Source organism: Celeribacter litoreus (assembly GCF_020165855.1).
In the GTDB taxonomy this organism is placed as follows: Bacteria; Pseudomonadota; Alphaproteobacteria; order Rhodobacterales; family Rhodobacteraceae; genus Celeribacter; species Celeribacter litoreus.
This window is the reverse complement of record NZ_JAIUFY010000007.1, coordinates 40,034-57,139: the sequence shown is the minus strand read 5'-3', so window position 1 is coordinate 57,139 and position 17,106 is coordinate 40,034. Positions and strand designations below refer to the sequence as shown.

The window sequence follows — 17,106 nt, the reverse complement described above, 5'->3', positions numbered from 1 at the left end:
CATCCTTGCATTTCGCATGCCAGTCATAGCCGTACACGAACCAAAGCGTGCTGTGTATCGCAGATGACGATTATACGCGCACACGCCGTTCGCTGATTGTCTTGGACACCGTGTAGGAATGCAGCGATTCCGCGCCACCTTCGACGCCGATGCCGCTTTCCTTGTGACCGCCGAACGGCGCGTCTGCGCCGGGGCTGGTGAACTGGTTGAGCGCCACGGACCCGCATTCGAGCGCGTTGGTCAACCGATCCGCCAGCACCATGTCGTTCGTAAAGACATATCCGGCCAGACCGACCTCAATGTCATTCGCGATCTTCAAAGCCTCGTCCATGTCCGACACCGGCAGACAAGGGGCGAGCGGGCCGAAGGGTTCTTCGTGCAGCACGGCAGCATCAAGAGGCACATCGCCCAGAACCGTTGGCGCGAAGAAACAGCCGCTGTTACCGACACGGGCGCCGCCACTCAGGACCTTCGCCCCGCGTGCGGTCGCGTCTGCAACGAGGCGCTCCATCGTGTCGATCCGGCGCGAGTTGACGAGCGGACCAACCTCGGCCCCCTCTTCAAACCCGCCACCGACCTTGAGCGCCTGCGCGCGGGCCGCGAATTCGGACACGAAATCGGAGTAGACGGATTCATGGATGAGGAACCGCGACGGAGACACGCAGAGCTGCCCCGCCATCCGGAATTTGCCGAACGTGGCGAGGTCCGCCACCGTCGCCGGATTCACATCCGGGCCGATCAGCACCGGCGCATGACCGCCGAGTTCCATGAGCACGGGTTTGACCCCTTCGGCAGCGAGGCGGGTGAGTTGTTTGCCCACCTCGACAGACCCGGTCAGCGTCACCATGCGGATGACCGACGACAGGATGAGGCGCTCGGAAACTTCTGAGGATTTGCCGTGAATGACTTGAAGCACGCCTTCCGGCAGACCCGCGTCGATGAAGCACTGCGCGAGCAGGCAGGTGGAGGCAGGTGTCTGGCTCGCCGGTTTGATGATGACGGAACAACCCGCCGCGAGAGAACCTGCGAGCTTGCGCCCCGCCGCGCTCACCGGCACGTTCCACGGGGTAAAGGCCGCGACGGGGCCAATCGGTTCGCGCACGACGAACTGATAGTTCGGGTGCGGCGTCGGAACGATCCGGCCATAGTCGCGCAAAAGCTGCTCGGCGTCCCATTCCAGAAAACTCGACGAGCGGACCACTTCGGCCTCCGCATCGGCGAGCGGCTTGCCATGCTCAAGCGTGATCGCAGGCGCGATCTCGGCGGCGCGTTCGCGCATCAGGACGGCCACGCGTTTCAACAGAGCGGCACGGTCCTGCGGCGGCACCTTGCGCCAGATCTCGAACCCCTTCGCGGCAGCGGCCAGTGCGCGGTCATAATCCTCCGACGTCGCGCCCGGCACGGGGCCGAGGATGCGGTCGTCTGCGGGGTTCTTGACCTGATGGCAGGGCTCGCGGTCATAAATCCATTCCCCGTCGATGAGCAGCCCGACGGCGGGATATGTGTAGCTGTGAGATGCGACGTCTTCCGTCATGGTGTCATCCTTTTCAGTCTCTGGAAAAGCGGCGCTCCGGGCCGCGTCCTGGTTTTGGAAACTCTCTGAGACCCGCAACGGCGGGTCGGTCGGAGAAGAGGGGATCACAGGCAAGCGGTGCGCCTATGATCCGGTTATTCAATGAAAATCCGCGTTTTCGCACATGGCTCGCAGAGCGGTGATAGCGCAAACGAGTCATGCTGCACCTGCAAAGCAGCCTTGTGGAATGGGGGTCTACTCCCTCCGCTAGGCGCATACTAAATTCCACTGATCGTATTGAAAGGACATGAAATGTACCCCGCTTACACCGATGCTGCACTTGCGAAAGCTCTCCGTTCCGCCAAGGAAGAGCGCGCTGTTGTTTTCGGCACTCTGATCCATTCCGTTGCCGCTCTGATCGCCCGCCCGTTCAAGCGTCACCACCTCGGCCATTCCCAGGCCTGAGCCTGCCACCGCGCCGCGTGTCGGCGCGGAGCCGGAGTGCACCGCATGATGTCCGTGACGGGCATCACGCCCTGAGGCACCCCAGCGACCGACCATGGCGGATCAGAACCCGATGATCGCCTTGAGTTCGAGATACTCTTCCATCCCGTAGACGCCCATCTCGCGCCCGTTGCCGGACTTCTTGTAGCCGCCCATCGGAGCAGAGGTATTCGCCGGTGCGCCGTCATAGAAAATACGACCTGCGCGGATCTGGCGGCAGACGTCGAGCGCGCGCTCGCGGTCCCGTCCGAAGACATACCCGCCGAGGCCGTAGCTCGTGTCGTTGGCGATCTCGATAGCTTCCTCGACCGTTTTGTAGGTGATGACCGACGTCACCATGCCGAAGATCTCTTCGCGCGCGATGGTCATGTCACGATCCACCGCAAAGATCGTCGGCTGCACAAAGAAGCCCTTCTCGATCCCTTCCGGACGGCCCGGACCGCCACAAACCAGACGCGCGCCCTCATCAATGGCGGACTGGATGTAGCTCTGGATGCGCTCATATTGCGCGCGGTTGACCACCGGCCCCTGCGTCGTCGCCGGATCGAGCGGATCACCGACCTTGAGCGTCGCTGCCGCTTCTTTCAGATAGCCGAGCACCTCTTCGAGCTGTTCTTCCTGCACGAGGATACGGGTCGGAGAGTGGCAGGACTGGCCGCTGTTGGAATAGCCGCGGGTCACGTTGTAATAGGCCGCGGCCTGTAGATCGGCGTCCGGCAGGATGAGGTTCGCGGATTTCCCGCCAAGCTCCTGCGTCACGCGTTTCACCGACGGCGCTGCCGCCTGCGCGATGAGAATGCCCGCGCGGGTGGAGCCGGTGAAGGACACGATGTCGATGTCCTCATGCGAAGAGATCGCGTTGCCCACACCCGGACCGTCGCCGTTCACGAGGTTGAAAATCCCCTTCGGCGCACCGGCCTCATGGATCACCTCAGTGAGGATGATGGAGCTGATCGGCGTGAATTCCGAGGGTTTGAGCACGACCGGACACCCGGCGGCAAAGGCGGAAGACATCTTGTTACAGGCGAGCTGAACAGGCCAGTTCCACGGCGTGATGAGACCGGCCACACCAATCGGTTCGTGGCAGATCAGGTTCACCCCGTCGCGGTATTCGAATTCGTAACTCTTGAGCGTTTCAATCGCCTGGCGCATCGACGCGAGGCCCGCCCCCGTCTGACCCTTGAGCGACACGGGCGCGCCCATCTCTTCGGTCAGGGCGGCCATGATATCGCCGGAGCGCTTTTCATAAACGGCGATGATCGCTTCGAGCAGTTCGATCCGCTCTTCCTTTGTGGTCTTGGAGAAAGACGGGAATGCCGCCCGCGCCGCTGCCACCGCGCGGTCCACGTCCTCGGGGCAGCCGAGTGCGACAGTTGCAAAGACCTCTTCGGTCGCCGGATTTACGAGCTCGAACGGGCGCGAAGAAATCGGATCGACCCATTCACCGTCGATGTAGAATTTACCGTAATGTTTCATCTGTTATCCTCAGTCTTGTCGCATCAGTCGAAAATGAAGACGCCCTTGCCGATCTTTCTCTGATCGAACAGCGCGTAGGCCTCATGGGCCTCATCGAGTTTGAATTCGTGGGTGAAAAGGCGTTCGAGATCGATGCCGCGCTCCACCACATATTGCGCGCAGTCATCCATCATCGTCTTGGAGAAGGTCAGAGAGCCAACCACGGTTTTCTGAAGCTGGATGATGTGCTGTGTGCTGAAGGCGATGTCGCCATAGGCGCCGACCATACAGGCCGTGCCCCAGCGTTTGACGCATTCGATGGCCTGACGGCGGGCGTCGGGGTTCGAACTACATTCGAGCGATTTGGTCGCGCCCTCGCCGCGAATGGTGAGCGCGCGGATGGCCTCCACCGGATCGCCGTCGAGCGGGTTGATGATATGATCCGCACCGAATGACTTCGCCATGGCGAGACGTTCTTCGCCGATGTCTAGGGCGATGACTTTCGCACCGTAGGACTTCGCAAAGATCGTCGCGGCGAGACCCACAGGCCCCTGCCCGAAAATCGCGACCGTATCGCCGGCACAGAGATCGACGCGCTTGATCGCGCCATAGGCCGTGCCCGCGCCACAGGAGATCGCAGCGCCCGCTTTGAACGACAGCTCGTCGGGCATCTTGATCGCCGTATGCGCCGGAATTTTCATGTATTGCGCGTGGGCGCCGTGGCCGTTCGGACCGCCATAGATGACCTTCGCGTTCGGGCAAAGCTGGGTCCAGCCGGAGCGGCAGTAGTTACACACGCGACAGCCGTCGTAATGGTGGATCATCACGCGATCGCCGACCTGTGCCTCTTGCGGATGCACGGCCTCACCGACCATCGCGACGACACCGCAGGGCTCGTGACCTTCGATGAAGACCTTATCCTCGGTGCGGCGGCAGGGTTCGTGCAGGTGGTGCAAATCCGTCCCGCACATCCCCGATGCCTTCATGCTGATGACGATCTCGTCCGGCCCCGGAACCGGATCAGGGAAATCCCGGATCTCCAGTTCCCCAGCCCCGAGAATGACCACTCCCTTCATGACACATATCCTTTGCGTCTGCGCCCGACCTGCCCTTCGCGGCATCCGGACTGGTGTCGTTTTCCCGCGCACCCTCGCGCGCGGGCGCACGGCCATGCGTTAGTGCACGGCCGCGTACATGATGGCTTCTTCGGTCGCTTCTGCGGCGCTCATCTCCTCGACGATCTGCCCTTGGCGGGCGACGAGGATACGGTCCGAGAGCGACAGGATTTCCGGCAGGTAAGACGAGATCAGAACCACCGCGATGCCTTCGTCGGCGAGCTTGTTGATCAGGTTGTGAATCTCCACGATGGAGCCCACATCTACCCCGCGCGTCGGTTCGTCAAAGATCACGAGACGCGGTTTTTGAACGAGCGATTTGGCGATCACAACCTTCTGCTGGTTGCCGCCCGACAGCTCGATCACCTTGGACGACGGGTTGATCGCGCGGATATCAAGCGCTTTGGTCCACTCTTCCGCGAGGTCCTGCGCCTGCGACATCGACACGATCGACGCGGGGTTCGAGCCCGCCGCGAGTTTGCCGACCATGATGTTGTCACGGATCGACATGGTCTCGAAGAAGCCGTCGAGTTTGCGGTCCTCGGTCACATAAACGATCCCGTCCTTCATCGCCGGACGCGGCACGCGGTAGCGCACCGGCTTGTCGTCGAGACGCACTTCGCCGCCGTGGAAGAAGTTCCGCTTGAGCGCGCCGCAAACAATCTGCATCGTCTCCGTCCGGCCCGACCCGATGAGGCCGAACATGCCCGTCACCTGCCCGTCGTAGATGGAGAAGGAACTGTTGCGGACGATGCTGCCCATCGAGAGGTTGTCCACGCTCAGGATCTTGTTCCGCGAGGTGCGGATCGGCAGTTCGACACCCTTGCGCGCGCCGTAAAGCTCGTCGGAGAGGCCACGCCCCACCATCGCCTGAATGACATCATCGCGGGTGAATTCGGACACCAGCCCCTCAGCCACTTTCTGACCGTCGCGAAGCACCGTAATGCGATCCGAATGCGTCAGCGCCTCTTCGAGCGCGTGGGTGATGAACAGGATCGACACGCCTTTCGCCTTCAGACGTCGCACCAGTTCGAAGAAGTGGTGCTTTTCCTCCGGCGTGAGCGTCGCGGTCGGTTCATCGAAAATGATGACCTTCGCCGTGTGGTGCGTCGCGCGGGCCACTTCGACCATCTGACGCTGCGCCGCGCCCAAAGTGCTCACAAGAGCCGTCGGATCCACGTCGAAGTTCATCGAGAGAAGATAGGACTGGGCACGGATGTTGAGGCCGCGAAGGCGGTTGAGAAACTTCTCCTCGCCCAGATAGATGTTTTGCGCAACGGTCATGGAGCCGACGAGGTTCGTCTCCTGAAACACCATCGCGATGCCTTGTTCGAGCGCGGCAGACGGGGACTCGAACGTCACCGGCTTGCCATCCATGATGATCTCGCCCTTGCTGAGCTGGTGCACACCGGCGAGCGATTTCATGAGCGTCGATTTGCCTGCGCCGTTCTCACCGAGAATGGCGTGCACCTCACCGCGCCCGAGTTTCAGATCGATGTCGCGGATCGCGTAGATGCCACGGAAATCTTTCGTGGCGCCTTTGAGTTCCAGAACGGTTTCCATCAGACGGCCTCTCCGGTGATCGTGATTTCTTCCAAGAGCAGAATTTCCCCTGCCCCTTTCGCGGCGACGGCGAGACGTCCGTCCGCTTCGCACAGGGCGGTGACGCCGTGGCGGGTGCCGTCGGCGCGGCTGTGCCAGCTCGCGACCGGTTGGAAATCTTCGTCCAACCGCACAACGAGGCCGTAGGAAAACGCCGGTGCCCAGGGTTTGAGGATGCCCATTTGCTTGACGGACCCGCCCTGAAGCGGTTCGCGGTAGCTTTCGCCGGACTGGAGCGCAGGCGCGATCCAGAAGTCGGAGTCCACCTGATCAATCATGTCGCGGCGATAGCGCGGCTCCCGCAGAACAAATTCCACGAGCTGGTTGCGCGGCGCGAAGAGCGAGGTCCAGAACCCGCCATGCGCGGCAGGCGCGATGCGTGCGGGATAGCCCGGCAGGTTTTCGAGGACCGGCACAGGCTTGCCCCCCGTGAGCGCCACGAGACGGTGACGCCACGCTTCAGAGACGACGACCGCGCCGTCGTCCCGCTTGGCAATCCCGTAGGGGAAGGCCAGTCCACGCCCGAGACAGGTTTCCGTGCCGGTGGACAAATCAATCCGCCACACACTTCCTGTGCTTCCGAGCGCCATTAGGTCGCGTTTCCACTCACTTGGAGCGAAACGCGCCGAGCCAACCGCAATGAGGAGGAGATCGGGTGACTCGAAGAGAGCGGCGGTCGCGCAGCCGAGCTTTGCGCCGCCGAGGGTTTCGATTTTCTTGCCATCATAGGCGCCGCCCCGCAGGACGACCCCCTGCCCTTCGAGACCAACCGCCAGAGCACTCTGGCCGTCGCTCGCGAGACAGGAAATCTCGGCGTCATAGGTGGCAACTTGGTCGGCGGTGCTCTCGAGGGCGCGGAGGAGGGTGACGCCGGAGGAGAAGAAGAGAGCACCGCCTAGATCGACAAGATTGTCGACCTTATTCGCAGTCAGAAGACCCTCGGCGCGGTCCAACGCGTGGTTGGGTTGCAGCGGCCCGTCCATGACGGGGACAGAGGTGCTGAACGCACCGCGTCCGAGGAAGGAGTCGAGTTTGTTACGAACGAGAGAGATCATGATTTCGGACCCCAATAATCTACCGGGCTGGACCAGGTCGGGTCCGCACCTTCGATTTTCCAGCGGCCAACGCGGTTGTTGCTGACGCCGCCGATGTAGAGATGGCCTTCGTGCTCCTTACAGGAGGTGACCATCGGGTGATTGACGCCGCCTTTGTCCCAGATGGACTCGAGCACCTCACCCTCGGCCGTGATCTTGATGATGCAGCCGGTGTTGATGTTCGGATAAATCCAGTTGGCGGGAGCCACGCGCCGCGTCATGCGACGGCGGAAGGACGGACGGGTCATCGCGAGATCGAGCGCCGGTCCACGCATCCCCACGAGACAGACCCAATAGTTGCCGTCAGACGCGCGGTTGATGTTGTCCGGATAGCCCGGCAGACCGTCGAGAACGACCTCGACCTTGCCTTTGTTCGGACCGTCGAACCAATACCGGCAGACGCGGCAGGCCCATGTTTCGTTGAAGAGCAGGGACTCTCCGTCCGGCAGACAGACGATGCCGTTCGGGAAGATGCGGTTGCGCAGCACGGTTTTCGTGGAGCCGTCGCGCGGGTCGTAGCAGATGATCCGCCCGTTGCCGCGGCTTTCGATCATGTCCACCGGCCAGTCGTGCACGGTGTAGCGGATCGATGCCTCGGAGAAGAACACACGTCCGTCCGGCGCGATGTCGAGGTCATCAGCGAGCTGGATACGGCTGTCATCAATGACAGAGGTCCAGCTGCGGTTCGTTTCGTCCGTCAGTTTGACGACTTCACGTTCCGGCGTGACCATATAGAGGCCCATGCCGCCGACACAGACAACGAGGTTGTCGTCCTTGTCAAAGTTCATCCCGAAGGTGCCGCCACCGATATGGGCGAAGATTTCATGCTCTTTGAAATCCGGGGCGAGCCAGCGGTGGATCTCGCCGTGACGGGAGCCGGAGTAGACGTTGCCATGACGGTCCACGGCGACATCTTCGGGGCCTTCCACCTGACCGAGGCCGATGGTTTCCACGTTCCGGAGCTTGTCGTTTTCCGTGTAAACGCTGGTGTTCGTGTCCTCGTCCTTGAGTTGGATATAGGCGGGCGAGACATAGGAACTGTCGATGAGTTTCTGACGGTTCTTCACCCAACGCACGTCGAGCCACACGGCGAGCAGCAGCACAACACCGAGGATGAGCGCGGAGACCGTCCCGATCACACCCATCTGCAACAGACCGTTGGTCATGATGAGCACGATGACGGACCCGATGAGTGCTTTGGCCACAGACCCGCGACCACCGCCGAGCGTGGTGCCGCCGAGGATCACAGCGGTCAGGACAGAGATTTCCATGCCGAGACCGGTGTCGGTGCCCACACTGGTGAGACGCGCGGCAAAGAGGATCGCAGCCGCCGCCACCATCATGCCGCAGAAGACATAGGTCAGGCAGATGACGAGGCGCACATTGATGCCCGCGTTATGCGCGGAGCGGCGCGCGCCACCCACGGCGGCGATGTGCCAACCCGGACGCGAGCGCGACAGGACGATGTGCCAGACGATCGCGATAACCGCCGCGATGTAGAAGGCGTAGGGCAGCCCGAGGAAGGAGCTGAACCCGAGGTTGTCCCAGACCACAGAGTCCGGCATGCCGAGCACGATGTCGGTCGCAACCTTGGGCAGGATCATTTCATAGATGGAGCGGAACATGACGAGCGTCACAAGCGTCGTCAGGAAGGCGCGCAGACGCATGTAGCCGATGAGCACACCGTTGATCGCGCCGCAGAAGGCCCCGACCGCAAGCGTGAGCAGAACCGCCACCGGAAGGGGGAGGCCATACACGTTGAGCGCGGTCAGGACAGTGAGTGCGCAGAGGGCAAAGACCGAACCGATCGACAGGTCGATCCCGCCCGAGATCATCACAAGTGTCAGAGCGATCGCAAGCAGACCGAACTCCGAGATCTGGCCCGCCAGATCGTAGAGCCCGAATGCGCTGAACATACCGGGGTTGATATTGCCGAAAATGGCAAGCGTGAGAACCAATGCCGTGAAGGGAATGGCATTGTCAGTCCACCGCTTCGACAGGATCTCCCCGACCATGTGGTCGGGAAGAAACCGGTAGCGGAGTCTGACCAGAGTATCGGTAGCAGACATGCGAACACTCTTCCTTTTGTAAAGTTTACTGGCCTTCGTCCACGACGAAGCAGGACGCCGGGTTCAGGGTCTCCGGGGTCACGATGTAATTCGGGCCGTAGTAGACGAGCTTTTCGGCACCGGCTTCGCGGTCGCTTTGCAGCAGCGTTGCGACGAGCGTGTTTAGGGCCTGACCCTGCATCCGCGCGTCGTATTCGATGAACATGTCAAAGCTGCCGTCCTCAACGCGGTCACAGGAGGTCTGCGCACCACCGCCGGAGGTCACGAGAAACACCTGATCGGCCATGCCAGCTTCCTTGATCGCGGCGCCGATACCGGCGTCCTGACCGTCCCAGATGCCGAAGGCGGCGCAGAGATCGGAGTGCTGTTGCAGAACGGAAGAGGTGATCGCGCGGGCCTTGCTCGGGTCATAACCTGCGGATTGCTCGGACACGATTTCAACGTCGGAGCCTGCATCTTCGAGCGCCTGACGGAAGCCGCTCATCTGGAACAGATCAACTGGCGCGGTCGGCACACCGGTCACGACAGCAACCTTGTTCGAAGCACCATTGCCACCGCCACACTGCGCGGCAATCGCTTCACCGGCGGTATAGCCGACGCCATACCAGTCGGCGCCTACATAGGCGTCACTCTGGGACAGGGATTCCATGTTGAGCTGGACGATCTTGATCCCGGCTTTCTGGGCGCGCTGGATCAGGCGTGCATAGGCCTGAACGTCGGGGTTTTGCAGGACGATAAGGTCCGGCTTTTCACCGATCGCCTGGGTCAGAGCGCGGGCACCGGCCTCTGCGGACCAGTTCGGGTCGCGCACGTCCACGGTGTAGCCAAGCTCGTCGGCCTGACGCTGAAGAAAGGCGTGCCACGTCAGAACGAGGTCGGTCGTCATGCTCATCGGGATGTAGACGATGCGCTTGCCGGCAACCGCCTCCATGTAGCTGTCGCGCGAGGCGTTGCTGAGTTCCTGCTGGGCAGAGGCGGTTCCGGCCAGAGCCAGCGCCGCACATGCGCCAATGAGTGTTGATTTGAGTTTCATCCTAGTTTCCTCCCTATTTAAAACTCGTAATTGAACGTCGTCAGATGTCTCCCTGCTGCGACGTTTGTTCATCTCGCGGGTTGACGAGCGTGTCGGCGATGAGAGCCAACATCATGACAACCGACTTGATCAGGTTCTGTGCCGTCAGGGACAGGTTGAGAATCGTCATGCCGCTCAAAAGCGTGCCGACGAACAGCGTCCCGACGATCACGTTGCGCACACCGCCGCGCCCCCCGCTCAGACCAATGCCGCCGAGCACGACCACGAGCAGCACGTCATAGACGAGCGTCGTGTAGGCGAGGCGCGAGTTGATGCCGGAGTTCGAGGCGAGAATGACGAGGCCAACGAGATAGGCCACGAGCGCGGTCATGATGTATTGCGACACGATGATCGGGCGCAGCGGCAGGCCGGTCATGCGCGCGGCCAGCGGGTTGTCCCCCATCGCATAGATGGAGCGGCCAAAGCGCGTGTAGCGCAGGATCAGATGGATCACGAGCGCCACAAGACCGAACACGAGAATGGTGTTCGGAATGCCAAGCGTCGCACCAAACCCGAGATCCCCGAGCCACTCCACATTGCGCGGCGCGTTGTGGGTGTCCTGTTTGAACAGGAACGGGTTGCCGATGCCGAAAATGACCGGCGCCATGGCGAGCGTCGTAAAGATCGGCGGAATTTCCGCAAACGCCACGATGAGACCAACGATGAGTCCAAAGGCACTCACCAGCAGGCCGCCATAGAACAGCGCCTCGCCAAACGGCATCCCGTCATTGGTGAGCTTCACCGCCCAGACGACCCCGACCACAAGCGTCGCAACCATCGTCAGGTCCACCCCGCGGCCAATCACCACGAGGCTCATCCCGAGCGCCAGCATCCCGAGGATCGACACACTGCGCATGAGCGCGATCACGTTGCCGGACGTCAGGAAGTTCGGCAAAATTATTGAAAACGCAACAAACAGCGCGAGGGTCAGCAGGAAGACGATGCCTTCCTGGCTAAACGACAGACCCTTTCCGCCCTTTGTCTTTTCCTTCTCACTCATGGTGAAACCTCCCTATTCAGTCCGCCGACAGTCCTCCCCGCCGGCGTTTGTCTTATGCGTCGACGGGCCGTGTCGTGGATGCGGACAGGTCCTTCCACTTCTCGAGCTCTGCGGTCACTTCCTTGAGATCATTCATGATCGAGGCGTGGGCATCCGTGCCGAGCGGCAAACGGAACGGCGGCTGGTCCGCATCGACGAGCGCGCAAAGCGCATCGCCAAAGAGCAACGGATCGTTCGGCTGTTTGCCGTGGCGGCTCGCGCTGTAGTTCGCGACGATCTCTGCAACCTCGACGTAATCCTCGCCGAGCGTGTCCATGTCCTGCGCAAGCGACGGACCGGCGAAATCGCTGCGGAAACCGCCCGGCTCCACACAGGTGACGTTGATGCCGAGATGTTTGACTTCGCGCGACAGGGACTCGGAATAGCCCTCCACCGCAAACTTCGTCGCGCAGTAAAAGCTAAAGCCCGGCGTGCCGATGAACCCGCCGTAAGAGGACAGGTTGACGATGTGGCCGGAGCGCTGCGCCCGCATGTAGGGCAGAACCGCGCGGGTCATTTCTACGAGGCCGAAGAAGTTCACCTCAAAGATCGGACGGTAAAGGTCCGCACCCGTCGCCTCGGCGAGCGCCACGAGACCATAGCCCGCGTTGTTCACCAGAACATCGATACGGCCAAAGGCGGCATGCGCGCGGGCCACAACGGTGCCCACCTTCGCCTGATCGCGCGCGTCCAGATGCAGGGCACAGAGACGGTCGGGATAGTCCTCCATCAGCTTGTGAACACCATCCGGCGCCATCACCGTCACGACAACATTGTCCCCACGCTCAAGCGCGGTGCGGGCCGTCTGAAACCCGAGCCCTTTATCGGCTCCGGTAATGAGCCACGTTTTCTGTTCCTGCTGCGGCATCTTGCGAATGTTTCCTTTACTGTGTCGTTCCTGATCCCGAAGACGACGCTTCAGGTTTGTGAAACACCACTTCGCAAACGTCGTGCCAGTTTCGCGGCGCACGCTCGTTTAGACCGATTTTTTTGATTTTTTGGGAAAAGACGCAGATGTCGCCATGTGAAACGGTATTTCAAAAAAACCGTGCTATACTTGGACCGTTAGACAAAAGGCGGAGAGAAAGTGCGCGGCACAGGCCCGCCTTGGCGTAAAATTTGCGTCTCTCCCGTCATCTAACACGGGGGAGAAAAAACATGGCATCCTATAGACAAGTCGTTGCTGTCGAACGTGCCATGGCTGTGCTCAGATGCGTCAGTCTGAGCAAATTGGCGACAGTCGGAAGCATCCATGCGGACACCGGCATCGACAAGGCCACCATCGTGCGTCTCCTTGAGACACTTATTAATGAGGGCTATGTCCACCGCCGCCCCGACGGGCCGTCCTATGAAGTCACGCGGAAAGTCACGCAGCTCACAAACGGCTACGACAAACACCGCGAACTGAGCCGTGTCGGCGGCGCGGTCATGGAGAAATACAGTAAAGACATCACATGGCCGATGACCTTCGCGGCCTTTGACGGCGACGCCATGGTGATTGTGGAGGCCATCCGCAAACCCCGTGGTCTCGTGGTGAACCGCATTCCCGGCTACCGCTTTCCGATGCTGGTGACCTCCTCCGGCCTCGCCTATCTCTCGGCTGTTTCCCATGAGGACCGCCAGGCGATCTATCGGCATCTCGCCAACCAGAACTCGATCAGTGCCTGGGACAGCCGCGCCTCCGACCCCGCTCCGGTGGAAGAAGTCATCGCCGAAGTCCGCGACCGCGGCTACGCGATCAGCGACGATGAGTATTATAAGGAACAACACGACGGTGTCCTCTGGGGCGTCAGTGTGCCGATTGTCGGAGAACAAGAGGTCTACGGCGCGTTCGGTATCATGCTCCTGAGCCACGTCCTGCCGCGCGGTGAAGGCGTCGAGGAATATCTCCCGATGATGCAACAAATCGCCAAAGAGGTGGCCGAGGCCATGGAATCCTGAGCGCTTAGCTCGACACCACGATCACTTCATCAATATCCGGATCAACCTGTTGGACGGCGCCGAGACACAGTGTGTTCAAATGCGTCGCCACATAATGCGCGTGAAAGCGGCTCGGGGCGTTGAGGTAGAGCCTGCGTCCGACCCTCTCTCCACGTTCGAGTGCTGCGATCCAGCTTGAGAACCGCGCGGGGTCTTCGGCGTAGATCAGGCTTCGCGCCAGTCCCCATTCCGTAGAGCTATCAACCTCCGGTGCGGAGACCGCCCTGCCCTGCCGTTGCAGCGGCACAACCTTGGCATCCGTGTCTGCGGGCTTGGCCCCCTGCCCTTCCAGGCGCTGTTCGAAATCCGGTCCGACCGCCGCCCAGATCGGCCGCGTGTCCTTCAGGAGTTTTTCCACCGAGAGCGCGTATTCCGTCACCCGCCCCCGCGCGCCCTGCCGTTTCACGACGAGCCATTCCATCGCGCGCAGCTTCGCCATCTCGCGTTTGACGGTCCGTTCCTCCACACCCCACATTCGGGCGATCTCACGTTGACCCACGGCCAACTCGTTGCGCTGCCAATTATAGCGGGCTGTGATGAGGGTCATTAGGCGAAGACACAGAACTTGTTTCCCCTTGGACTGGGAGAGGGCATAAGTCCCGAGTGCTGTGAGCACATCATATTTGACTGCGGCAGCCTGTGGGCCAACCGGTTTCTTCGACAGCATCTGTCTCGCCCCTCGCAGAGGTCTCTGCTTTTATCCGTCGGGCCCGTCTCGATGTCAGGACCCGTCTTTGCCTCAATCCTTCCGAAGAAGGTGTCCCGAGATCTACGCGTCAAAGGTTAACACCTCGGAACAGACGCGGTCTCAGCGTTTTTTGTGATCTTGGAACAATTTGCGTTGAGTTCTTCGATTCTGTCAAGCGACTCCTGCTTTCATCTTCCCAACCAAATTCCTCAAAAAAAGAAAAAGAAAGGTATTAATGGTATTGGGGGTCACACAGGCTGTCCCCTAATCAGGGGTAAAATGTCCCCCAATAGATAGTAGAGGCCCTAAATGTGTCCCCCTATTTAGAGGGTCACGCCCGAGAAATTTCGTCCCGGACTCTCGGGCGCACGGCCGCCGGTCCGAATCAGGGCACCTCCGGAAAAGGCGCAGAAAACATGGGGCTTTCGGCATTTCAGCGCTTTTCACGGTTTTACTCTAATTTACGTTTTTAGGTTTTGCAATTTTTCCGTTTTCCGCGTAAATCCGAAATAGATAATAGAAAGCGTCCCCGCGGGGACAGGAGGCACAATGTTCACTCATGAGGACTTGTCGCGACTACAGGCCCAGTCGCTCAAGATGCAGGGATTTATCCGGCAGCAGACCTATTCCCCCGAGCGTGAGAAGACGCTCCGCAGATTTTCGAGCTGGGAGGTGGCCGAGCTCATCTTCAAGGTCAACCAATCCACCATGCGCGGCCGTCTCGCCGCCGACCCGTCCCTGCCGCAGGGCTTTGTCGAAGAGGACGGGCGTCAGCGCTGGTATACGCTCGAAGAGATCAACGAACTTCGCCGCCGTCTGAAGGTGAGCCGCAAGTCCCTCATGCCGACCCGTCCAGCGGGCAAGCGGGCGATCCGCGCGGCGATTGCGAACTTCAAAGGCGGCGCAGGCAAATCCACCGTTGCGCTCCACTTCGCGCACGCCGCCGCGCTCGATGGCTACCGCGTGCTCTGCGTGGACTTCGATCCGCAGGCGACGCTGTCCCACTCTATGGGTCTCTCCGACGTGCAGGAAGAGTTCACCGTCTGGGGCATCATGGCGCGCGACCTGATCAATGAGACGGAGCGCATGAACGCCGCGACCCGTGGAGCAGAGAGCGGCTCCGCCCTGCCCCAACGCCGCCTGCCCTCCTCGATCACGGACATGGGTCTTTCTGATCTGCGCGTCGCGGACTTTATCAAGCCGACCAACTGGCCGACCATCGACATCATCCCGTCCTGTGCTAACGCGGCGTTTGTTGAGTTCGCCTCCGCGCAATATCGCCACCTCAATCCGGAGTGGTCGTTCTTCGCCGCCGTGAGCCGCTATCTCGACACCCTGCCCGCCGACGCCTACGACATGATCATCTTCGATTGTCCGCCCGCCATCGGCTATCAGTCCATGAACGCGGTCTTTGCCGCCGACGTGCTCTATATCCCCTCCGGCCCCGGCTACTGGGAATATGACTCCACCACCTCTTTCATCGGTCAGCTCGCCGAAGCGCTCGAAGATCTCTCGGCCTTCAACGGCGTTGTCCCCGCGGGGACAAGCAACCTGCCGAAGGCGTTCCACGACATCCGTTTCCTCCTGACGCGGTTCGAGGCGGGCAATGAATTGCACCGTGCGATGCGTTCTGCCTTTGAAAAGGTTTTCGGGGATAGGCTCACGCAGAACCCGATTGAGATGACCCGTGCAGTGGAGCAGTCCGGTCGCTTCCTGTCGTCGATCTATGAGACCGACTACCGCGACATGACACGAGAGACATGGCGCCGCGCACGGTCCTCTTTCGACAACGCGTATGAAGAATTCCGCGGGCATCTTCTCGAGGCCTGGGGCAATCTGGAGGATGAGGCATGAGCAAGAAACGCCGCGTCTTTGACATCGACTTCCCGACCGATCCGGTCGAGGTAGACACCCCTGTCCCCGCGGGGACAGATGAGCCGGACACCCGTGAGGCCCGCCGTGGTCCTATGGCCAGCGCCATTCAGGAAAACGCCTCCGCCCTGCGCGAACGCCAAGCCGCCGAGGCCGCGATCCGCGAAGAGAACGACCGCCTCGCCCATGATTTCGTGCGGATGAAAAAGCAGGGGTTGATCGTGGACCTCGTGGCGATTGACGCCGTGTCCACGACCAAACTCACCCGCGACCGGAGCATCACGCGCGACCCCGAGTTGGACGAGTTGAAGATTTCGATCCGTGAGCTTGGCCTGTCGAACCCGATCCGCGTGGAACAGGTTGGCGAGGGATACGAGCTTGTGCAGGGCTTCCGCCGTCTCACCGCCTACCGCGAACTTTTCGCGGAAACCGGCGACGAACGCTTTGCAAAAATTCCCGCCGGTCTGATGTCGAGCGGTGAGGCCCTCGATGGTCTCTATCGTCGGATGGTCGATGAGAACCTCGTGCGTCGTGACATCTCGTTCGCGGAAATGGCCGCGCTCGCCCGTGCCTATGCCGCCGATCCGGAAACCGAATGCGCGAACGTCGAGGAAGCCGTCGCCATTCTCTACGCGTCTGCGAACCGTCAAAAGCGCAGCTACATTCGCCACTTTGCGACGCTGCTCGATCACATCGGCAGCGCGCTCAAATTTCCGGAGGCGATCCCGCGGGCCCTTGGTCTCGATCTTGAGAAAAAGTTCTCCGACGATGTGGCGGCCGTGACGCGTGCGAAATCGCGCCTTGCGGCGGTGATGCCGACAACGCCAGAGGGAGAGATTGAGGTGCTGCGCAGCTTGCTCACGGATGTGCGCGCACCGGAAAAGAAAGCTCAGACCGGCAAAGCCAACACGCTTAAAACCACGTTCCGCATGACTGTCCCCGCGGGGACAGTGCGCTGCGCGGTGCAGGATGGGCGCCTTGAACTTCGCTCCGACATGGACTTCGGCCAGATGGAAAAGCAGAAACTCGAGGCCGCGCTCGCCGCGTTCTTTGCGGAGTTGGACAGCTAATCCACCCGATCAGACGACACACAAAAGGCGGCC

General features: G+C 61.0%; 14 protein-coding genes. 4 read left to right on the top strand and 10 right to left on the bottom strand.

Features of this window, described 5'->3' with window-relative positions; all coding sequences use genetic code 11:
* Nucleotides 1-70: 70 nt before the first annotated feature.
* A complete protein-coding gene (locus LA304_RS07655; RefSeq protein ID WP_224502548.1) occupies nucleotides 71-1,534 on the bottom strand; it encodes an NAD-dependent succinate-semialdehyde dehydrogenase in 1,464 nt (487 codons plus the stop codon).
* Between the two features lie 291 nt (nucleotides 1,535-1,825).
* On the opposite strand from LA304_RS07655, the gene LA304_RS07650 reads away from it, so the two are divergent.
* The gene (locus LA304_RS07650) at nucleotides 1,826-1,978 is read left to right on the top strand and encodes a hypothetical protein (protein ID WP_224502547.1); all 153 of its coding nucleotides are present in this window, start codon (nucleotides 1,826-1,828) and stop codon (nucleotides 1,976-1,978) included.
* Between the two features lie 102 nt (nucleotides 1,979-2,080).
* Here the strand turns inward: LA304_RS07650 and LA304_RS07645 are convergent, their stop codons facing one another.
* The 8 genes from LA304_RS07645 to LA304_RS07610 form a co-directional block, all read right to left on the bottom strand.
* Complete coding sequence (locus LA304_RS07645; protein ID WP_224502546.1) at nucleotides 2,081-3,493, bottom strand: aldehyde dehydrogenase family protein; 1,413 nt, start codon at nucleotides 3,491-3,493, stop codon at nucleotides 2,081-2,083.
* Nucleotides 3,494-3,516: 23 nt separating this feature from the next.
* Entirely contained in the window at nucleotides 3,517-4,548 is a 1,032-nt protein-coding gene (locus LA304_RS07640; RefSeq protein ID WP_224502545.1) for a zinc-dependent alcohol dehydrogenase family protein, read from the bottom strand.
* 99 nt (nucleotides 4,549-4,647) lie between these two features.
* Nucleotides 4,648-6,150 (bottom strand): sugar ABC transporter ATP-binding protein, encoded by a 1,503-nt coding sequence (locus LA304_RS07635; RefSeq protein WP_224502544.1) that lies wholly within the window; start codon nucleotides 6,148-6,150, stop codon nucleotides 4,648-4,650.
* Complete coding sequence (locus tag LA304_RS07630) at nucleotides 6,150-7,244, bottom strand: SMP-30/gluconolactonase/LRE family protein (RefSeq protein ID WP_224502543.1); 1,095 nt, start codon at nucleotides 7,242-7,244, stop codon at nucleotides 6,150-6,152. Before LA304_RS07630 ends, LA304_RS07635 begins: the two co-directional genes overlap by 1 nt.
* Nucleotides 7,241-9,352: an ABC transporter permease gene (locus LA304_RS07625; RefSeq protein ID WP_224502542.1), complete on the bottom strand. Its 2,112-nt coding sequence runs from the start codon at nucleotides 9,350-9,352 to the stop codon at nucleotides 7,241-7,243. The genes LA304_RS07630 and LA304_RS07625 overlap by 4 nt, the downstream gene beginning before the upstream one ends.
* A gap of 25 nt (nucleotides 9,353-9,377) precedes the next feature.
* Nucleotides 9,378-10,385 (bottom strand): sugar ABC transporter substrate-binding protein, encoded by a 1,008-nt coding sequence (locus LA304_RS07620; RefSeq protein ID WP_224502541.1) that lies wholly within the window; start codon nucleotides 10,383-10,385, stop codon nucleotides 9,378-9,380.
* A 40-nt stretch (nucleotides 10,386-10,425) separates the two neighbouring features.
* Nucleotides 10,426-11,424: an ABC transporter permease gene (locus tag LA304_RS07615; protein WP_224502540.1), complete on the bottom strand. Its 999-nt coding sequence runs from the start codon at nucleotides 11,422-11,424 to the stop codon at nucleotides 10,426-10,428.
* 52 nt (nucleotides 11,425-11,476) lie between these two features.
* Complete coding sequence (locus tag LA304_RS07610) at nucleotides 11,477-12,331, bottom strand: oxidoreductase (RefSeq protein ID WP_224502539.1); 855 nt, start codon at nucleotides 12,329-12,331, stop codon at nucleotides 11,477-11,479.
* A 290-nt stretch (nucleotides 12,332-12,621) separates the two neighbouring features.
* On the opposite strand from LA304_RS07610, the gene LA304_RS07605 reads away from it, so the two are divergent.
* Entirely contained in the window at nucleotides 12,622-13,404 is a 783-nt protein-coding gene (locus LA304_RS07605; protein ID WP_224502538.1) for a helix-turn-helix domain-containing protein, read from the top strand.
* A 4-nt stretch (nucleotides 13,405-13,408) separates the two neighbouring features.
* On the opposite strand, the gene LA304_RS07600 is transcribed toward LA304_RS07605, so the two are convergent.
* Entirely contained in the window at nucleotides 13,409-14,110 is a 702-nt protein-coding gene (locus LA304_RS07600; protein WP_224502537.1) for a hypothetical protein, read from the bottom strand.
* Nucleotides 14,111-14,680: 570 nt separating this feature from the next.
* On the opposite strand from LA304_RS07600, the gene LA304_RS07595 reads away from it, so the two are divergent.
* Together LA304_RS07595 and LA304_RS07590 are read left to right on the top strand one after the other, a co-directional pair.
* A complete protein-coding gene (locus LA304_RS07595; protein ID WP_224502536.1) occupies nucleotides 14,681-15,985 on the top strand; it encodes an AAA family ATPase in 1,305 nt (434 codons plus the stop codon).
* A complete protein-coding gene (locus LA304_RS07590; protein ID WP_224502535.1) occupies nucleotides 15,982-17,073 on the top strand; it encodes a ParB N-terminal domain-containing protein in 1,092 nt (363 codons plus the stop codon). The genes LA304_RS07595 and LA304_RS07590 overlap by 4 nt, the downstream gene beginning before the upstream one ends.
* The last annotated feature ends 33 nt before the right edge of the window (nucleotides 17,074-17,106 follow it).

Excerpts from the sequence above, each read along its gene's own strand:
- LA304_RS07655 (WP_224502548.1), bottom strand. The coding sequence starts at position 1,534 with ATGACGGAAGACGTCGCATCTCACAGCTACACATATCCCGCCGTCGGG.
- LA304_RS07650 (WP_224502547.1), top strand. The coding sequence starts at position 1,826 with ATGTACCCCGCTTACACCGATGCTGCACTTGCGAAAGCTCTCCGTTCC.
- LA304_RS07645 (WP_224502546.1), bottom strand. The coding sequence starts at position 3,493 with ATGAAACATTACGGTAAATTCTACATCGACGGTGAATGGGTCGATCCG.
- LA304_RS07640 (WP_224502545.1), bottom strand. The coding sequence starts at position 4,548 with ATGAAGGGAGTGGTCATTCTCGGGGCTGGGGAACTGGAGATCCGGGAT.
- LA304_RS07635 (WP_224502544.1), bottom strand. The coding sequence starts at position 6,150 with ATGGAAACCGTTCTGGAACTCAAAGGCGCCACGAAAGATTTCCGTGGC.
- LA304_RS07630 (WP_224502543.1), bottom strand. The coding sequence starts at position 7,244 with ATGATCTCTCTCGTTCGTAACAAACTCGACTCCTTCCTCGGACGCGGT.
- LA304_RS07625 (WP_224502542.1), bottom strand. The coding sequence starts at position 9,352 with ATGTCTGCTACCGATACTCTGGTCAGACTCCGCTACCGGTTTCTTCCC.
- LA304_RS07620 (WP_224502541.1), bottom strand. The coding sequence starts at position 10,385 with ATGAAACTCAAATCAACACTCATTGGCGCATGTGCGGCGCTGGCTCTG.
- LA304_RS07615 (WP_224502540.1), bottom strand. The coding sequence starts at position 11,424 with ATGAGTGAGAAGGAAAAGACAAAGGGCGGAAAGGGTCTGTCGTTTAGC.
- LA304_RS07610 (WP_224502539.1), bottom strand. The coding sequence starts at position 12,331 with ATGCCGCAGCAGGAACAGAAAACGTGGCTCATTACCGGAGCCGATAAA.
- LA304_RS07605 (WP_224502538.1), top strand. The coding sequence starts at position 12,622 with ATGGCATCCTATAGACAAGTCGTTGCTGTCGAACGTGCCATGGCTGTG.
- LA304_RS07600 (WP_224502537.1), bottom strand. The coding sequence starts at position 14,110 with ATGCTGTCGAAGAAACCGGTTGGCCCACAGGCTGCCGCAGTCAAATAT.
- LA304_RS07595 (WP_224502536.1), top strand. The coding sequence starts at position 14,681 with ATGTTCACTCATGAGGACTTGTCGCGACTACAGGCCCAGTCGCTCAAG.
- LA304_RS07590 (WP_224502535.1), top strand. The coding sequence starts at position 15,982 with ATGAGCAAGAAACGCCGCGTCTTTGACATCGACTTCCCGACCGATCCG.